The 14,196-nt window shown below is 45.6% G+C and carries 14 protein-coding genes; 8 read left to right on the forward strand and 6 right to left on the reverse strand.

All coding sequences use genetic code 11. The features are described 5' to 3' along the window. Positions 1 to 23: 23 nt before the first annotated feature. The 3 genes from DXX93_RS06520 to DXX93_RS06530 are packed head-to-tail and all read right to left on the reverse strand — an operon-like array spanning position 24 to position 2,900. On the reverse strand, positions 24 to 863 hold the full coding sequence (locus DXX93_RS06520) for a heme ABC transporter ATP-binding protein (protein ID WP_116007394.1): 840 nt from the start codon (positions 861 to 863) through the stop codon (positions 24 to 26). Then, positions 856 to 1,905, reverse strand: coding sequence for a FecCD family ABC transporter permease (locus DXX93_RS06525; RefSeq protein ID WP_181902162.1), 1,050 nt, complete (start codon positions 1,903 to 1,905; stop codon positions 856 to 858). The genes DXX93_RS06520 and DXX93_RS06525 overlap by 8 nt, the downstream gene beginning before the upstream one ends. Next, the gene (locus DXX93_RS06530; protein WP_258872603.1) at positions 1,905 to 2,900 is read right to left on the reverse strand and encodes a heme/hemin ABC transporter substrate-binding protein; all 996 of its coding nucleotides are present in this window, start codon (positions 2,898 to 2,900) and stop codon (positions 1,905 to 1,907) included. Before DXX93_RS06530 ends, DXX93_RS06525 begins: the two co-directional genes overlap by 1 nt. Before the next feature lie 502 nt (positions 2,901 to 3,402). Here DXX93_RS06530 and DXX93_RS06535 point away from each other — a divergent pair. The 5 genes from DXX93_RS06535 (at position 3,403) to DXX93_RS06555 (ending at position 7,946) form a co-directional block, all read left to right on the forward strand. Next, positions 3,403 to 5,520 (forward strand): TonB-dependent hemoglobin/transferrin/lactoferrin family receptor, encoded by a 2,118-nt coding sequence (locus tag DXX93_RS06535; protein WP_116007395.1) that lies wholly within the window; start codon positions 3,403 to 3,405, stop codon positions 5,518 to 5,520. 243 nt (positions 5,521 to 5,763) lie between these two features. Continuing rightward, entirely contained in the window at positions 5,764 to 5,970 is a 207-nt protein-coding gene (locus DXX93_RS06540; RefSeq protein ID WP_116009855.1) for a DUF3565 domain-containing protein, read from the forward strand. Positions 5,971 to 6,028: 58 nt separating this feature from the next. Further along, entirely contained in the window at positions 6,029 to 6,289 is a 261-nt protein-coding gene (locus DXX93_RS06545; protein WP_116007396.1) for a DUF5062 family protein, read from the forward strand. A 22-nt stretch (positions 6,290 to 6,311) separates the two neighbouring features. Then, positions 6,312 to 7,046, forward strand: a complete 735-nt coding sequence (locus tag DXX93_RS06550; RefSeq protein WP_116007397.1) for a M14 family zinc carboxypeptidase — start codon at positions 6,312 to 6,314, stop codon at positions 7,044 to 7,046. Positions 7,047 to 7,304: 258 nt separating this feature from the next. Further along, positions 7,305 to 7,946: a LiaF domain-containing protein gene (locus tag DXX93_RS06555; RefSeq protein WP_116007398.1), complete on the forward strand. Its 642-nt coding sequence runs from the start codon at positions 7,305 to 7,307 to the stop codon at positions 7,944 to 7,946. A 152-nt stretch (positions 7,947 to 8,098) separates the two neighbouring features. Here DXX93_RS06555 and DXX93_RS06560 read toward each other — a convergent pair whose 3' ends face one another. Further along, positions 8,099 to 8,944 carry a DUF417 family protein gene (locus DXX93_RS06560; protein ID WP_116009856.1) on the reverse strand — a complete coding sequence of 282 codons (846 nt, stop codon included), beginning with the start codon at positions 8,942 to 8,944 and terminating at the stop codon, positions 8,099 to 8,101. A 135-nt stretch (positions 8,945 to 9,079) separates the two neighbouring features. Then, on the reverse strand, positions 9,080 to 9,997 hold the full coding sequence (locus tag DXX93_RS06565) for a LysR family transcriptional regulator ArgP (protein WP_116007399.1): 918 nt from the start codon (positions 9,995 to 9,997) through the stop codon (positions 9,080 to 9,082). A 167-nt stretch (positions 9,998 to 10,164) separates the two neighbouring features. On the opposite strand from DXX93_RS06565, the gene DXX93_RS06570 reads away from it, so the two are divergent. Beyond that, a complete protein-coding gene (locus DXX93_RS06570) occupies positions 10,165 to 10,782 on the forward strand; it encodes a LysE/ArgO family amino acid transporter (protein ID WP_116007400.1) in 618 nt (205 codons plus the stop codon). A gap of 96 nt (positions 10,783 to 10,878) precedes the next feature. On the opposite strand, the gene DXX93_RS06575 is transcribed toward DXX93_RS06570, so the two are convergent. Continuing rightward, the gene (locus tag DXX93_RS06575; RefSeq protein WP_116007401.1) at positions 10,879 to 12,030 is read right to left on the reverse strand and encodes an iron-containing alcohol dehydrogenase; all 1,152 of its coding nucleotides are present in this window, start codon (positions 12,028 to 12,030) and stop codon (positions 10,879 to 10,881) included. A gap of 187 nt (positions 12,031 to 12,217) precedes the next feature. Between DXX93_RS06575 and DXX93_RS06580 the strand changes: the two genes are divergently transcribed. Both DXX93_RS06580 and DXX93_RS06585 read left to right on the forward strand, forming a co-directional pair. Continuing rightward, positions 12,218 to 12,469 (forward strand): hypothetical protein, encoded by a 252-nt coding sequence (locus DXX93_RS06580; protein ID WP_116007402.1) that lies wholly within the window; start codon positions 12,218 to 12,220, stop codon positions 12,467 to 12,469. 213 nt (positions 12,470 to 12,682) lie between these two features. Next, positions 12,683 to 14,113 (forward strand): GAF domain-containing sensor histidine kinase, encoded by a 1,431-nt coding sequence (locus DXX93_RS06585; protein ID WP_116007403.1) that lies wholly within the window; start codon positions 12,683 to 12,685, stop codon positions 14,111 to 14,113. The last annotated feature ends 83 nt before the right edge of the window (positions 14,114 to 14,196 follow it).

Here is a 14,196-nt window from a genome sequence, read left to right on the forward strand (position 1 = left end):
ATTTTTGGTTATCTATTATTTTGTTAAGCGCTTACCGCCGAATACACCATAGGCACATTCGCTTGCGGATAAGGCATCACATTTATCGGGGTTTGATAAGTGTTGCTGAGAATGTCGCTCGTCAGCACCGCTTGTGGGCTACCTTGATAGGCTAATTGCCCGTCTTTAATCAGCATAACTTTATCCGCGTATAACGCCGCTAAATTAAGATCATGTATGGCGACAATGGCGCTATTCCCTTGTTCAGTAAAGCGCTTTACCGATCTGAGTAAGCTGTGCTGGTGGCGTAGATCAAGTGCAGCCGTCGGCTCATCCAAGAGCATCAGCTTGGCTTGTTGTACGGCGCTGGCTTCATCGGATGTCTGAGTGTCAAGCTGTGCCAAACAGCGCGCGAATTGCAAACGCTGTAATTCTCCCCCGGAAAGCTGGTTGACTTTGCGATCAACTTTGTGCAGTAGTTCAACCTCAGACAGGTAAGCTGCCACTTTTTGGCTACGCTGGGCATTAGTTTCAACGATTTGATAGCGCCCCATGGCAACCAATTCAGGTACCGAAAACGCAAAAGGTAAACTGTTGTGTTGAGTTAACACCGCACGGCACATCGCAAGCTCTGAAATCGCCCACGCGCTAAGGGGTTTATCCAGTAGCTCAATCGAGCCAGTTGACGGTATTTGCCCCGCCAATGCATGCAGTAAAGTCGACTTACCTGCGCCATTTTCTCCAATCAGCGCCACTAATTCGCCACGAAATATTTGACCTGTGGCATCGCCGATAATTTTGTGCTTTGAACGCTTGATGGTTAAGCCGTCAAAGCTTAATACCTGTAGGTGAGGCTCAAATGCTGTCTTTTCTTGATTAGTCATGTTTACTCCTTTGTTGCTCTAGTAGCAGGTAAACAAAGAGTGGGGCGCCAATCATGGCAGTGATAATACCAATTGGCAGCTCGGCTGGTGCAACCAGTACTTTGGCGAGCCAATCAGCAAGTAATAGCATTAAAGCGCCCAGTAACATCGCCAGTGGCAGCATTTGTTTAAGGTTTGGCCCGACCAATAGGCGAGCGATGTGCGGCATGACTAAACCAACAAAGCCAATCATCCCCGCTAATGCAACGGCTGCACCTATGCCGAGTGCTACCCAGATGATAATTTCACGCTTGAGGCGAACGGTGTCTATGCCTAAGTATTTTGCTTCTGACTCGCCAAGCAGCAGAATATTGATTTGTGATTGTCGCCAGTACAAGCCGCCTAAGCTCAGTAGTAGCAAGGGTAGGGCTTGAAAAATACTTGGCCAAGTTGCGCCAGCCAGCGAGCCGAGCGTCCAATAGTTGATCAAGCGCAAGGCATTATCATCTGCGTAGAAGCTAAATAGGCCAATTAATGCCATAGCCAGTGCATTAACGGCGACACCCACCAAAATAAGCGTGATCACTTGCATATCGCCATTGCGATTCGCCAAGGTATAAACCACATAAGTCGTTAACAGTGCGCCAGCAAAGGCGGCATAAGGCAAGATATAATCCGGTGAGTAGCCAAAACGCGGCGCGAAAGCGATCACCGCAACAGCGAAAACGGCGGCACCTGCGCTAATGCCGATAATACCCGGCTCCGCCAAGGGGTTTCGGCATAAGCTTTGGGTTGCTGTCCCAGATTGCGCCAGTACCGCACCAATCAACATAGCGATACACAAACGCGGCAAGCGAATTTGCATGACCACTTGTAGCTGTAGCTCAGTAAAACCAAAGGTTTCTGAGCTAAACGGCCAAGCAATCGCCAGTCGCCAATCCCAGCCAGCGGGGCCATAAGCAAGCGCAATCACGGCAAGCACTATTATTAAAGCGACAATGGCCGCTTGCCAGACGAAGCTGTGATGTTGCTGCTTGGCTAATACTTGGGTGACTGTATTCACTAGTGGCTACTCTCGGAGCTGGCAAAAACGCTATTTGGCTTTTGCTGGCGCAGGAATAGTGCATAGTCTTGCACCTCTGCCAACGCTTCGGCTAGTCGAGTGGTCATGCCGAGTACTTTTAGGCCATCGACAACGAGTAATCGACAATTTTCTGCTGCAGGCACTAGTGCCAGTGCCGCTTGCTGGCAAAATGCTTCTTTACCACCAAGTGTGACGACACTGTGTGAGGCTGCCACAATAAAATCGGGGTCTGCTGTTAACAAGGCTTCTCGGCCAAGGGTTTTATAGCCCTTGTGCTCGCTGGCAATATTATTAATGCCTAAATACTCAAACAACAGATCAGGGACAGTACCTTGACCCGCCGCAACTAGCCCGCGATTACCAACCGAGAGTAAAAATACGGCATTGCCGCCTAATTGTTGCTTGGCTGGGAGTGAGGCGGCAATTTTGTTTTTCAACACTTTGGCTTCATCAACTTTGTTGAGAATGTGAGCAAGCTCGTCGATAAGCGCATAAAGCTCGTCTACTGATTCCGGTTTGTTGAGCACCTTTACTTCAACGCCAACGCTGTCAATTTGCTTGAGCACATTGGCACGACCAACCCCTTCAATTGCCAGCAGCATATCAGCATTTTGTGCTAACACACCTTCGGCGGCGAGATCGCGGTAGTAGCCAATCATCGGCAGTTTAGTCGCCGCAAACGGATAAGTACTAGATTGATCAACCGCGACAATGTCCTCACCCGCGCCGAGCGCGTAAACGATTTCGGTAATTGTACCGCCTGCGGTGATAAGGCGCTGTGCTGCGCTCGGTAAGCTAATGAGTAAGCCAATCAATAAACTGGTGACTGTGATTTGACGACTGAACCTTCGCGTTGTTTGACGCCCTACTTTTTGGCGCGCTGTTTTTCCTACGATTAATCGCTGCAGTTGTTTTAGCTGGCTAGCAATGCTCGATTTAACTGTGTGATGAGTGTTGTGTTGAAAGAAGTGCACAAAACCTCCTTGCTGAATTTTTGTCGTAATGGGCAGGCTTAATAGGGCGAATTATCACAGCAAAAACAAATTATCGCAAATGATAATGATTTTTATTTGATCTGTTTTTATTTCATTGCTATGGTAGCGCCCAGTTTAAGGAATGAGAATTATTTGCAACAAGTGCTGGTGAGATACAAATGTAGCAGTTAGGTCGGTGCTGACCCAGCTCTGACAAAGCACTTTCGCAAACACCGCACATGGAGTGCTAAGCACGATTAATTGGTGACGGGAAGCACTTACGACAACTGTCACCTAATTAATCATCTAAGTAAAAAGACAGTAACTAAATCGCTCAAGTGTTTAATTTATATGGATTTATGGCTAGCTCAATTAAGTATGGCTTAAACCACCATGGCCGGATGGCTTGCAGTGAGCTGCTTAGAAGTCTGCAGCGCTACAACTGCAAACACGCTAAGACTCAAACACCAGACGCGATAACAACAAAAACTAATGAATCATCATGAAACCACAAAAACATAAGTCACTTTTTTCACTCTCACCGTTAGCACTGGCGTTAGCTGGTGCAACGAGCATGTTAGCGCCACAAGCACTTGCAGAAGGCGATGAAGATATCGTTGAGCATATTGTCGTCTCTGGTGCGCGTATCGAGCAAAACTTAGGCGATATCGCCGGTAGTGTAACCGTTGTCACCGACGAAGATATTGAGCGCCAGTTAATTACCAACCTAACCACCATGTTCCGCTACGACCCAAGCATTAGCGTTGAAGGTAATGGTGCACAAGCGCAAGGTATTACGGTGCGCGGTGTCGGCGGCAACCGCTTGGTGTACATCAAAGATGGTCGTCGTACTAATGACGGCTATGCAGGTGGTGGCTCACTTATTGTTGGTCGTGGCTATTTTGACAGTTACAGCATTAAGCAGGTAGAGGTTGCTAAGGGAGCCGCCTCTTCATTATATGGCTCTGATGGCTTAGGCGGTATTGTCGTCGTCAGCACCAAAGACCCATTAGATTATCTCGGTAATGACAAGCAACACTTAGCCTTGAGCGCAGGTTATCAAGGTGAAAATGAGCAAACCGAGTTTAATCTTACGGGGGCAACTTACCTCGGCGACTGGGCAACTAGCGCGGTACTTGGTATTCAAAGTGGCAGTGAAGTACAGAACTTTGATGAAGAGCTGCCGGGCTATGACAGTGATGGTCACTCACTACTGTTAAAAACGTTCAAGCAATTGGATAAGGACAACAGCATTAAGTTTACCTTAGACTATTATCAGCAAGAGGTTGATCAGTTTATTAGTGCGGCAAGCAGCACTGAGAACGAAGACACGAGCTGGGCGGTGAGTATTGATTTTAATTCAACCGCCAAAACAGCCTGGTATGACAGCTGGCAAAGCCAAGCCTATTTCAGTCGTTATCAGCAAGAAAGCGAACAAGTAAGAGCTGTGCGTGGCAGTGCATCACTTGATTACAACGATTACGACTTTGAACAAGACATTATTGGCTTGCGCAATGTATTCGCCAAAAACATTAGCGGTCAAACTGTTAACCACCAATTGGTTTATGGCCTTGATTACGACCAATACGATACCCTGAGACCACGCTTTAAAACCCGCGTGGCGGCAGATGGCAGCACTGAGTTTAGCAATGCACCGCAAAAAGCTTTCCCCGGCGCTGATACCACGTTAGCGGGGGTCTTTGTTCAAGACACGCTCGAGTTTAATGACTCTGGCTTATCGCTTGTTGCTGGTGCGCGTTTTGATTACTACAGCTTAGAAGCGAAGAGCAATGAGTTCTTTAATACCGCTGAGTTAGACGATTACAGCGAAACGGCATTGTCACCTAAGTTGGCGGCTATTTATCAACTGAATGAGCAGTTTTCGGTTTATGCGCAATACGTTGCTGGTTTTAAAATTCCACCACACGATCAAGCGTATCAAAGCCATGGTGTCGAGCCTTTCTACCAAATTTTACCGAATAATGATTTAGACGCAGAAGAAAGCGACTCGTTTGAGCTTGGCTTACGCGCCAGCAGTGATGATTGGCGCTTTAATGCTATTGGCTTTTACAGCCAGTTCGATAACTTTATCGAGACAAAACTGGTTGGCACAGAGCCAACCTTTATTCCCGGCGTAAATAAGAGTTTATTCCAGTACCAAAACGTCAGTGAAACTGAAATTCAAGGTATTGAGCTTGAAGGGGAGTACTGGTTTAACGATAGCCTGTCAGTAGCGATGAGCGCAGCGTATGCCGATGGCGAAAACAAAGAGACTGACCAAGCACTGACCACAGTTAACCCACTCAACGGCAATATTCGCGTTAATTACGATTTAGATGATTGGCAATTTACCGCGGCATGGCGAGTAGCGAAACGCATGACAGACTTGCCAACCGATAGCCAAGGTAATGAGTTAGCAACGGCTGCGGGTTATGGCTTAGTGGATTTATTTGCGCGCTATCAAATGGCGAATTGGACTGTGGATATGGCGGTGACCAATGCGTTTGACAAAGAATACACGCCATACAGCAGTATCGCTGGCCAAGCTGCCAACGCAAACTTGAGCCAATACACGCAAGCTGGCCGTAATGTATCAGCGCAAGTGAGCTACAGTTTTTAGCCTACTTTTACGGCATTAGTATTACCAATTTACTAGCGACCCCGTGCTCCAACAGGAGTTAATTGCCCAAGGATGGGCAAGGAGCACACCCTCTCAATACTCTTTTCAAATCCCTCTTAACAATCGTTGCCAATTCCTTTTTATTTTTGCTTTTCTGCTGTTATCGTTTATTCATAAATATATTGTATAAATATGCTGTCTGAATTTAGCGCCAGCAGCGCAATAAAAAGTGCAACCAAAATAATGCAACAAAAAATCGTCGGCTATCATCAAGACGAAGAGCAACATTGGGTTGCCCGTTTAGCGTGTGGGCATAATCAACATGTGCGCCATCAGCCACCGTGGACAGTGCGTGAGTGGGTCGTTACCGCGCAAGGGCGTGCGAGTCGGCTCGGCTTTCCTCTTACTTGCGTAAAGTGCCGTGAAAAAGCGCCGCGCGATTGGTGGTAACAGCGCGAAAAGCCCAAGAGCACGCAGACGTCTAGGCAAAGGGAGATAAAGGGTCATTATGAAAAAAATAAAGAATGAGAAAGAGCTACTGAAAAAAGCGCTATCGGTTGGAGAAACATACGCGAATAAGCGAGGCTATCAGCACTTTAGCCCGTCTGACTCACACGACATAAAGATTGAGTGTATTTATCGCTTGCTGGTAAACGACAAATTAGTGATCCCACTTCCCAAGCAAGAGGAAAACCTGCTTAACATTAAAAAACGCCTTGTTAAGTGGATAATGCACCAACTACCCGATAATCACCCTCTGTTGCAATAATGCGAGCTAAAAGGAGTGTTTGATGGCCGAGTCTTCAACGCAAGCCCCAGAGCAACTAAAAGCGCAAGCAGGGAGCCAAGAAAATCCCCTGTGGCACCAAGCCGATTGGGCAAGCTCGGCCTTGGGGCAATCGATTTCCCTTTATGCGAGTCACCCGCCGGAACACCTCAATGGCTTAGCGTCCGTGCTCTTTATAGGTGGTGTACATGGCGATGAACCAGAGGGCGTAGTGCTTGCCAACGAATGGCTTGGCTGGCTGAGAGCGGCAAACACCGCGCAAGCTTGGCTACTTATTCCCTGTTTAAACCCTGATGGCTATCAGCGAAATGAACGCACTAATGGCCGAGGGGTCGACTTAAATCGCAATTACCCCTCCAAATGCTGGCGTCCTGAGTATCAAGACAAACGCTACTTCCCCGGCAGCGCCCCGGCTTCTGAGCCTGAGATTAGTGCACTGGTGAACTTGATAGCACAGACTGAGCCAAGGCTCATTATACATTTTCACAGCTGGCAACCATCGGTTGTTTATTCGGGGGAAAGTGCCAAAGAGGCAGCAAGTTTCTTGGCTAACGCATCAAACTACCCACTGCAACCCGATATTGGCTACCCAACACCCGGCAGTTTAGGCGAGTATGGCGCAAATGATTTAGGTATTGGCGTTATTTGCATTGAAGAGCAAGAGGGGATCGCCAGTGAGACTATTTTTCCTCGTTTTAAACAAGGGTTAATTGCACTTATGACGGCAGAGGCTGGCTAAATCAAAAAGACACAAACCGTGCCAACTTCTACCTGCTAGGTAAGTCGGTGAATAAGGGGGAAAAGTGGTCAAATTGACCAAGTTTAGTCGGTTTAATGCTAGTGTTTAGTCAGTGTTTAATTGTAACCTTTTGAAAATTATTGATTTAATATTTTGGTCTAAGTGTTGCTACTATTCCTATCTTGTAACCACTAGCTATATTGATTAATGATGAAGGCACTAATGCTAGCGCAAGCCTAAATAAGTAAAGGATTTATTATGCCCGTTGCCATTCAAGACAGACCGACACAAACCGTTCGTGATGAAGTAATTGATAAGTTGATTATGAATTACAGCCACGGTGAGCTGAGTTATGAAGCATTTGAGCGCCGTTTAGATATTGCAATGGAAAGTGAAGACAATCACGAAATACTAGCGCAAGCTGCGGATCTCGATTTAGCTGTCGATCAAGCATATGTCGCCTCGAAAAAGCAAGATTTAACCTTTAACTTTGACAATGATCCCGCCGCTGATCGCGATACCTTAGTCAGTATATTTGGTGGCAGTGATCGCTCTGGTGCTTGGAAGGTCGCCAAGGAAATTCGCGTATTAAGCGTATTTTCAGGCTCAGATATCGACTTTAGCCAAGCACAATTTAGCTACAAACAAACCCATGTCAAAATATTCAGTTTGTTTAGCGGTGATGATATCTACATTCCAGAGGGTGTTAACGTAGTGACCAAAGCGTTTTGCATTTTTGGCGGCATTGATAACAAATCGAATACTATGGTTTCAAAAGATGGCCCAACCCTAGTGATTGAAGGACTGGTGATATTCGGTGGTCTGGATATCAAACTGAAAAAGTCACTGAAAGAGCGCTTCGTCGCGTTCGCAGATAGCCTTAAAGGTATGTTTGGTTAAGGTAATTATGTGTTGAGTTGCGTTTATGCGATGTTCTTATAAACGTTCAAATAAGCTCTCAAGTCAATAAATAAAAGGCTTAGTTTATAAGTGTTTGTTACTTATAAACTAAGCCTTTTTTAAGACATTTTCTACATGGTAGGAGCAAGTATTTACTGCATAATTCGCGCTAATTTCGTTAGCTGGTAGTAAAATACTAAATTCGCCAAATACCACAGATCCTTAATCAGAAACTGCCCGCCTGAAGATAAAAGCGTTTCAGCTGACAGGGCATCTGACCAGGTAAATAAAAAGCTTTGTGTAGTTAGCATAACTGCGCCAGACATTAGCAGTGCGGGAACAAATAGCACGTCAATACGCAGTGATAAAAGCAGGGCAGCAAGTGCAATCAAGTCATAAATACCGATAAGATTAGACGTGGCTTGCACCGACCAAAGTTGATACATCCAGCTCATCAATGGTGAGCTAGCCACCAGAGGTTCAATCCCTTTAGCTTCTAGCTCGGTAAATTTCATACCACCAATCCACAACAACACTAGAACAACGGGCAGCATTTGGAGCAAGCGCTGCTGTGTTATCGATAATCGATCAGCGGCAATAAAATGAACTCCCAGTGCTAACAGGGCAAAGTATTTAATGATGCCTTGGCCAGAGCCAATTGCCGGGAAGCCCCCCAGTGATGCAATCCAGCGTTGTTCGCTAAATAGTGTGATTAACGGCACTGCGCTTGCCACCATTAGTGCAAGACCAAGTGCTTGTTTTAGTGTTTGCGTATTTGATTTGATAAGCACCAGTGCAGATAAAACCGCCACTAGGGCAAATGTGAGCGCGGCGATAATATGCCCGTTTTCAGAGACAACGCCGCCAGACAGGCCATAAAAGTCGGTCACGCGAGTAATGCTCGCATCACTTCCAATCATCAAAGTACTTGCAGCCATTAACGAGGCGGCAATAAGCAGGAAAATGTAAATCAATTTGTTTGGCGTATCGCTGGTCATTTTAATCACGAGGTAAAAAGTTTGAGTTAAAGACCTCGTTTGCACAAAAAGTTATTCAAGCTTTACATAAAATTACGTTTCGCTCCCTTTTCATTCCCTGTTTAAGAGGTGCGCAGTAACTAAGGTTAACTAGAGCTAATTAGGGGGTAACGACTTAACGGTTAATAACTTTGTTGCGTAATCAACGACATGCTCAGTGATTTTTTTATAACTGCCACGCTCTAATACCCAACTGTGCCAGTATAGCTGCTGAATTAACTGAGCTTTTGGCGCTAGGCTAATAAGCTCACCACTTGCCAAATAATGACTTGCTTGAGTGATGGGCAACAGTGAGTAGGCAAGCCCAGCCAAGGTAAAATGAACAAATGCTTCAGATGAACCAACGCGATGACAAGGGTACTGGCCTTTATTCATACCGAAGTGATCACTCAGGTATTGATGGTGCATATTGTCGCTAGCATCAAAAGTCACGGCAGGTGCTTTGGCAAGCGAGTCGGTCGTCAAACCGTCTTTAAAGTAGCGCTGGGTAAATTCTGGACTGGCACACAGTAAATAATTCAATTGCCCTAAATGTTGCACCTTACAGCCTGCCACGCTTTTCTGTTGATTACTGATCGCAGCGAACACTTTTCCTTTTGCCAGTAGCGACTGCGTATCAGCTTCATTGGCAACGTGTAAATCAAGCACGATGGCGTCTTGTTTTAGCAGCGGTGTTATCGCCGGAATAAACCAACTTGCGAGCGTGTCGGCATTAATGGCGATAGAAATACTCAAGGCTTCCTGCTGTTCGTTAGGTAAAATTTCCTGTGCTAACTCTTGCGCGAGCAAGCTGACTTGTTTGTAGTGTTTTAACAGCTTCTCACCCATAGTTGTGGCAGCAGGCGGTGTGGTTCTCACGATGACTGGCTGAGCTACCTGTTGCTCTAATTGCTTGATGCGTTGCGAAATTGCCGATTGCGTGATGGCTAATTTATCAGCCGCTTTATCAAAGCTTTGCTCGGCAATCACTGCGTCAAGTGCGGCGAGCAGTTTGTAATCAAATAGTAGTTTCATTAGCGTAACATCTTCTTGCTTATTTAGGCTTAGGTACCATCAGCGCTTTAATCCGACGCTGAATTAATTAAATTAATGAATAATTAAAATTATTAATTTTACTTAACTTTAATGGGGGCGTAAATTGCTGGCTATTCTGAGATGTTGTGAATTTATTTGGAGTGACGATGCTAGCCACATTGACCAAAGGCTTTGTTATTTCGCTTGGTCTTATTATGCCGCTTGGGGCGCAAAACTCTTATGTGTTGAGCCAATCGATTAAAAAAAATCACCACTTAACGGCTGCCACGGTATGTTTTATCTGTGATTTTCTGCTGATGTCACTCGGTGTCTTTGGCGGTGGTGCGCTCATTGCCAGCAACGATTTAGCCTATGTCATTATTACTTGGGGGGGCGTTGCTTTTCTTACGTTCTACGGCATTTTGTTTTTCCGTGATGCGATTAACGGGCAGGCAGGAGAAACGGCAAAGCAAGCCAGCCCGAGTAGACGTAAAGTTGTTATTTTTACAGCGTTAGCGGTTACTTTGTTAAATCCTCATGTTTATTTAGATACGGTGGTGATTATTGGTAGCATTAGCGGGCAATACCAAGGAGATGACAAGTATGTGTTTTGGGCGGGTACGATTTTGGCGTCGCTCACTTGGTTTTACGTATTGTCATTGGGCGCGGCGAAACTATCCCCTTGGTTAGCGCAGGCTAACGTGCAACGCGGAATTAACTTTACCATTGCCATTGTGATGTGGGTAATTGCTTATAGTCTGCTAAAACCTTTGATAGTTAGTTAAAGCAGTAATAATAAAAAACAGCCTGTCGTTATCCGCCGCAGGCTGTTTTGTTTTTGGGGTTAAAAAGCTCAAAAAACTAAAAAAGCTAACATAGTTTTACAGACTGGACTCAATAACTCGGCGACTACGCTCAATGGTTACTTTCTTGCTTTCACCCATCGCGGTTTGACCGTGGCGCTCTAGCTGGGCAACTAAGGCATCAACGGCATCGCTTGCTAATTGATAATCACTTAATCGGGTTTTCATGTTAACGCGCTGGAAGAATTGCTCTGTTTTAGCGATGGCTAGACGAATGGCATCTTCCGCGTTCGACTCTTCAATTTGCCAGATACGTTTGGCGTATTGCAGTAACTTTTCCTGCTTTTCTTCGCGCATTTCCCACATCATTCTTGGCAAGATAATGGCAAGCGTTTGCGCGTGATCTAAACCGTAGAGCGCGGTAATTTCATGGCCGATACCATGCGTTGACCAATCTTGCGGTACGCCTGCGCCAATTAAGCCATTAAGCGCCATGGTCGCGCTCCACATAACATTGGCGCGAGCATCACTGTCTGGCTCGGCAAACATCTTAGGTCCTTCTTCAATCAGTGTTTGCAAAATGCCTTCGGCGAATCGGTCTTGAACCTTGGCATTAACGCTGTAAGTGAGGTATTGCTCCATCACATGAACAAAGGCGTCGACAATGCCATTCGTGATTTGGCGCGCTGGTAAGCTGGCCATGACGCTAGGGTCTAAAATTGCAAATTTAGGTTGTACCAATGGTGAGCCAAAAGCGAACTTGTCTTTAGTGGCAAGTTTTGACACCACGGCAAAGCTGTTGGACTCCGAACCTGTGGCTGGCAGTGTCAAGACAACGCCCAGTGGCACAGCATTAGTGACTTTGGCGTTTTTCGCTAAAATATCCCAAGGCTCGCCATCAAATTTAGCGGCCGCGGCGATAAATTTGCAGCCATCGATCACTGAGCCACCGCCCACGGCCAAAATAAAGTCTACTTGTTCGTTTTTAACCAGTTCGACGGCTTGCATGGTCGTTTCATAACTTGGGTTTGGTTCAATACCTGAAAATTCAACAACTTGGTGCTCTGCTAGCGCATCGCAGACCTGTTGGTAGACGCCATTACTTTTAATGCTGCCACCGCCGTATGCCAGCAGCACTTTATGATTTTTATCAATTGCTTTAGCTAATTTTGCGATTTGCTCGTTACCAAAATGAATTGCGGTGGTATTGCTATAGGTAAAATTTAACATGCTTGCCCTCGGTGCCTACTTATCTGTTATTTAGTGATGTGCTAGTTGTTGTTGACCTGATAGTAATATGGCGCGCTTTTATAAAAGATCAATGCTGTGACATGTATCAAAGTATCTCTTGTCTCGTCTGATAACCTAGTTAGGTGCTAGCCACCAGATAAAGTGTTAGACAAAGGTAGGGGGTAAAATGTCAGAGCAGCAAACGATCAAAGTACTAAAAATCTGCATCTTGATTGGCATATGCTTGTTACTGCTTGGTCATTATTTAATTAGCTACACCAATATCACGCAGTCGATGGGGATTGCCGGTATGATACTTAGCGCAGCTTGCGTTGCTTTGGGGCTGATTTTCAGTCTTCCCACTAAAATGTATCTCACGTTTTTACTGGTAACTCGTGAAAATCGCCGCAATCACCCAAGTGATAAGCAAGAGAAGTAAATCGCTTGTTTTGCTTTTGGGCGCGATCCAGTGTGTAAACGAAAAACGTCTTAAATTAGTTTGTTAATCGATTGATATATATCAAATTATCAATCAATTGATAATGAAGGTAGATTTAAAATCCGCTAAAGTGCTACGATGGCAATAAGGCACTTGCCTAAGTGTTATATAGTTATTTCAGCTGGCATCAAGTAGTTATATTAAGTAGTAGTCATGACCCAAAATCCAATCTCGCTCACCTCTATTTCATTAAACGAACAAGTCGCTTACTGGCAACGTGCTATGGAGCTAGAAGAGGGGCGCAATGAAGTATTGCGTATGGTGGCCTCTGGCAATTCACTCGAATCTGTACTTAATACCTTGTGCCAGCGAGCACAACTCTACAACCCTGAAATGTACTGCTCGGTATTACTGCTTGATAATGACGCGAACACCTTGCATTCCATTGCTTCTTCTTCACTGCCTGATTTTTATTGCCAAGCGCTCAATGGCACAGCCATTGGTATGGGGGTTGGCTCGTGTGGCACTGCAGCGTTTATGCAGCAGCGCGTGATTGTTGAAGACATCAATACTCACCCTTACTGGGTACAATTTAAAGGGCTGGCGCTAGAAGCAGGCCTGCAAGCGTGCTGGTCTGAACCTATTATTGGGCAAGATGGCCGTGTTTATGGCACCTTTGCCATGTACTACAGCACGCCAAGTAAGCCAAACGAAGAAGATATCAAGTTTATCGAGCTCAGTGCTAATCTCGCCGCAGTTGTTTTTGAAAATGACTACAACCGCCAGCAGTTACTAGACGCGAATACTAAACTAAGCCTAACCATTGATGAACGCACTAGCGAGCTAGAAGCGACTAACAAAGCACTTGCCAATCGCATAGAGCGTCAGGCACGTCAACAAATTGCGCGTATTGAAGAAGAGAAAATGATCACGACCAATGCACTGCTGTGCGGTTTCGCACATGAAATTAGCACGCCGATTGGCAACAGCTTAACGACGGTAAGTGCCATTGTCGATAAGCTTGACTGGTTGTTTGCCGCGCTTGAAGAGGGAACCGTTTCCAAGAAAACGTTTGAGCAGCAACTAACGCAGCTGCATCAACTTTCTGAGATTAACAAAAGTAACTTAATAAAGGCTGATACGTTGCTCAGTCAGTTCCAGCAAATGGACGCAAAGCAAGTAAATGACGTACAACAGGCTTTTGAATTGAGTACCTTCTTTGCTGAGGTCAAGGCGAGCTTGCGTGGCGTGCTCGGTGATCATCAATTGTTTATCGACTCGCAAGAGTTACCCGTCACTTGCGTAAAAGAATGTTTGTGGCAAGTTTTCTACCAGTTGATTGAAAACTCAATCGCCCATGGTTTTGACGACAAGCGCCAAGGTAAAATCCATATCAGCGCCATGCGCAAAGGTAATGAAATTGTCATTAACTACCAAGATGACGGCTGTGGAATTGACGCGGAAAACACCGACAAAATTTTTGAACCTTTTTATACGACACAGCGCAATAGCGACAAAATTGGCCTAGGTTTAACAACGGTTGGTAGTTTGTTAAGTAATGTCTTAAACGGTCGAATTCAGCTGCAAACCTCACCTATTGGGGTGCGCTTTGAAATTACTTTGCCGGGCGTTGAGTTGGTATAAATTACCCGCTTAGCGATACCCTCTTGGGTTGACTGGGAAGCGTAAAGCTCGCCTTTACGCGGCCTCGCTAGCTTTGTTACCTG

Origin of the sequence: Thalassotalea euphylliae (genome assembly GCF_003390335.1) — a bacterium.
GTDB lineage: Bacteria > Pseudomonadota > Gammaproteobacteria > Enterobacterales > Alteromonadaceae > Thalassotalea_F > Thalassotalea_F euphylliae_B.